Source organism: [Clostridium] symbiosum ATCC 14940 (assembly GCF_000466485.1).
Classification (GTDB): domain Bacteria; phylum Bacillota; class Clostridia; order Lachnospirales; family Lachnospiraceae; genus Otoolea; species Otoolea symbiosa.
Map to the genome: position 1 here is coordinate 34,221 of NZ_KE992856.1, position 3,215 is coordinate 37,435.

Consider the following 3,215-nt stretch of genomic DNA (forward strand, 5'->3'; position numbering starts at 1 on the left):
GGCTCTTGGATGGTCTTCTCCGGGATTGACGGGGAGTATGCGGGCCAGGTAACGGCAGAACATAAAATCAATGAGCGCCAGGCAAATGGAGCCGCTGTGCAGAAGTGGGTAAAAAAGAGCAGCCACGGTGACAACCATTACCTGGATGCAGAGGTGTACGCAATGGCCGCGGCGGATATCCGGGGTGCCAGAAGCTGGCATCTGGAACGTTATGAGCCGCCGGCCAAACAGCCAGAAGTGTCCGGCTCGGAAGAACAATGGATACAGACGAATGAATTAGAAGGGTGGTTATAAGATGGCGGATAATGCAATGGGCGTTTTCAACAGTCCCGTAGAGCAGCTTCAGATATTAAATGACGCAATTTACAAAATTATGGTCGGAGGGCAGAGTTACAAAATTGGTACCCGTTCCCTGACCAGAGCCGACCTAGGAACCTTGATTGCGGAACGGAACCGGCTGGAAGCACAGATGGAGGGCAGCGGAACAACATTGTTATTAGGCGCCTATGCAGCAGACTTTGGCCCGGATAACAGGAGGTAGGACAATGAAACTGAATGTAATAGACCGGGTGATTGGAGCGGTCAGCCCGAAGGCAGGAGCAGAACGGGCCGCTTGGCGTAGCCAGTATGAAGCGTATCGAGGAAATTATGATGCCAGCGACACGGGCCGCCTTCAAAGCCAATGGAATACGCAGAATCTTTCGGCTGAGATGACAGACCGATACGAGAGAGATACGGTCAGAGCCAGAGCGAGAGATTTAGAGCGGAATTCTGATGTTATGAACTCGGTTCTCCGAGCCTTTAAACGGAATGTTATCGGGGGCGGCCTGCAGGTGCGGATTACGACAGGGGAACCAGAACTGGATTGTGAGCTGGAGCATATGTGGAACCAGTGGTGCAGGCGTGGTAATTGCGATGTGACTGGACAGCAATCATTTGTCCAGATTGTCCGGATGTGCGTGCAGAGGAAAGTCGCAGACGGGGGAATACTGGTGGTGAAACGGTACACAAGTCAGGGGGTATTGCCGTTTCAGATACAGGTGCTGGAGGTGGATGAACTGGATACCACTCAGATTCAGCCTAAAAAGCAGGGTAATAAGGTTGCGGGAGGCATTGAATACAACCGATGGAACCGACCGGAAGGCTACTGGATTCGGCAATATTCAGTAGATGGGTATACATTGATGAAGCCGGTATATCTGGAAGCGAAAGATGTAATTTTTTATTATACCAGGAAAAGGCCGTCCCAGGTCCGCGAAATGTCAGATCTCAGCCCAACACTGACCAGAATCAAGGACATGAATGAATTTATGACGGCGGTTACTATCAAAGAAAAGATTGCTGCCTGTTTAGCCGTGTTTATTAAACGGGTGAACCCTTCCGGACCTCCGGGGAAAGGGCGGGAAGCTAGGAACGGCCCTTCTGTCCAATACGAAGGAAAACGGGTGGTTCCCGGCATGATTATGGAAATGAATATGGGGGATGAGGCGCAGATGCTCAACCCAACCGGGCAAGGGACAGACGCAACGGCTTTCATCAAAGCACAACAACGGATGATTTCTTCTGCCAATGGCTTATCCTACGAGGCCACATCCAGAGACATGTCAGAGACCAATTACGCTTCGGCCAGACAATCCATGATTGAAGACGACCTGACCTATGACGAGGAAAAGGAATTGCTGATAGAATGTCTGTTAGATGAAGTATATGAATCCTTTGTGATTTCCTGCTGGCTAAAAGGCGTTATTTCCCCAGCCGATTTCTGGGAAAAGAAGGACCGGTATCTTTCCCACGAATGGGTAATTAAGCCGAAACGATGGATTGACCCGGCGAAAGAGGCTAATGCCAATGCAACGATGCTTAAGACCGGGCAGAAGACATTCCAACAAATTTGCGCGGAGAATGGGCGCGATTGGAAGAAGGTCGTTGACGAGATAGAGGAGGCCTGTAGTTATGCTTCAGAAAAAGGCTTTGACCTGATGGCTATGATAACAGGTGGACCAGGAGAGAAGGAAGAGGAGGAGAATAATGGTAAAAAAGCCAATGAGAAATAATCCGAAGGGAGAAAACGATTTTCATGCAGTGCGTTTTATGGATGCCGGTATCCGGGCTTTGGAGGAAGAAAAGAACGGTCGGAAATTTGAACTATCCTTTTCTTCCGAGGAGCCTTATACCCGTTGGTATGGTGTGGAGATTCTGGATCACTCCGATGGATGCATGGAGATTGAACGGCTTCAGTCCATTGGCGTGGTCCTTTTTAATCACAAGACGGATCGGGTACTGGGGAAGATTACAAAGGCATGGAAGGAGGATGGCCGGGGAAAAGCACATATTGAATTTGACGATGACGAAGAAGCCGAGGTAATCCGGAAAAAGGTGGCCAGCGGAACGTTAAAGGGTGTGTCGGTCGGGTACAGCGTGGATGCCTGGGAGGAGGTGGCAGCGGGGAAGAAGTCCAGTGACGGACGCTTTACCGGCCCTTGCTATATTGCAAAAAAATGGACACCACTTGAGGTCAGTATCGTTTCCGTTCCAGCCGATCCGACCGTAGGTGTGGGGAGAAGTGAGGGAATGGAAGGCATTGAGGAAGGATTACTAGATTTAGAGCTTTTGGAGCGGATCATTCGGGTAAATGAAAATCAACTGAAAGGAGAAAGAATATGGGAGAGTTAGAAGCGAATATGAAAGCGCTCGCGGCCGCATTAACGGGAAAGACGGCAGATGAGATTCCGAACAATCTGGAAGACATCTGCTCCTTTATGGCAGAACAGTATCGGGCGCCGGCTGTGTCACCATTTAAACAGGTCACAGCGCCAGCCGAAGCCACATCAGCTCCAACCCAGGAAGAATATAATGGGTTGATTGCAAAATTAAAAGAAGCCAAAGTATTTAAGTAGCAGGAAGGAGAACAGAAAGAATGACTTTACAGGAAATGATTGCCCGTCAACGCCAGTTGACGGAAACGGCAAGACAGGAAAGAAGAAACCTGACGGCAGAGGAACAGGCGGAGTTTGACAACCTCCAGTGCCAGATTGACATGAAATCAGGAACGTCGTCAGAAGGAGAAAATGGTGTACCAGCAACAGGGAACAGAGGCCAGTGCGGGCCGCCGGAAGGAAGTGCGGGAAGAGAAGAGGAAGCACAGAGGGCGGCTCTCGCGGAACGGACAAGAATTCGAGAGATTACTGGTTTATGCGCACGCTTTGGTATGGATG

General features: G+C 50.0%; 5 protein-coding genes and 1 pseudogene. All 6 read left to right on the forward strand.

What is annotated here, in order from left to right:
• A partial coding sequence (locus CLOSYM_RS06215) for a terminase gpA endonuclease subunit (protein ID WP_021641419.1) occupies nucleotides 1–294 on the forward strand: 294 nt, incomplete at its 5' end.
• A gap of 1 nt (nucleotide 295) precedes the next feature.
• Nucleotides 296–541 (forward strand): hypothetical protein, encoded by a 246-nt coding sequence (locus CLOSYM_RS06220; RefSeq protein WP_021641420.1) that lies wholly within the window; start codon nucleotides 296–298, stop codon nucleotides 539–541.
• A gap of 4 nt (nucleotides 542–545) precedes the next feature.
• Complete coding sequence (locus CLOSYM_RS06225) at nucleotides 546–2,054, forward strand: phage portal protein (protein WP_021641421.1); 1,509 nt, start codon at nucleotides 546–548, stop codon at nucleotides 2,052–2,054.
• Complete coding sequence (locus tag CLOSYM_RS06230) at nucleotides 2,029–2,673, forward strand: HK97 family phage prohead protease (RefSeq protein WP_021641422.1); 645 nt, start codon at nucleotides 2,029–2,031, stop codon at nucleotides 2,671–2,673. The genes CLOSYM_RS06225 and CLOSYM_RS06230 overlap by 26 nt, the downstream gene beginning before the upstream one ends.
• Nucleotides 2,661–2,897 (forward strand): hypothetical protein, encoded by a 237-nt coding sequence (locus tag CLOSYM_RS06235; protein ID WP_021641423.1) that lies wholly within the window; start codon nucleotides 2,661–2,663, stop codon nucleotides 2,895–2,897. Before CLOSYM_RS06230 ends, CLOSYM_RS06235 begins: the two co-directional genes overlap by 13 nt.
• Nucleotides 2,898–2,917: 20 nt before the next feature.
• A pseudogene (locus tag CLOSYM_RS22980) lies at nucleotides 2,918–3,215 on the forward strand (phage major capsid protein); the annotation flags it as partial.

Coding starts and splice junctions, on each gene's coding strand:
- CLOSYM_RS06235 (WP_021641423.1), top strand. CDS start 2,661: ATGGGAGAGTTAGAAGCGAATATGAAAGCGCTCGCGGCCGCATTAACG.
- CLOSYM_RS06220 (WP_021641420.1), top strand. CDS start 296: ATGGCGGATAATGCAATGGGCGTTTTCAACAGTCCCGTAGAGCAGCTT.
- CLOSYM_RS06230 (WP_021641422.1), top strand. CDS start 2,029: ATGGTAAAAAAGCCAATGAGAAATAATCCGAAGGGAGAAAACGATTTT.
- CLOSYM_RS06225 (WP_021641421.1), top strand. CDS start 546: ATGAAACTGAATGTAATAGACCGGGTGATTGGAGCGGTCAGCCCGAAG.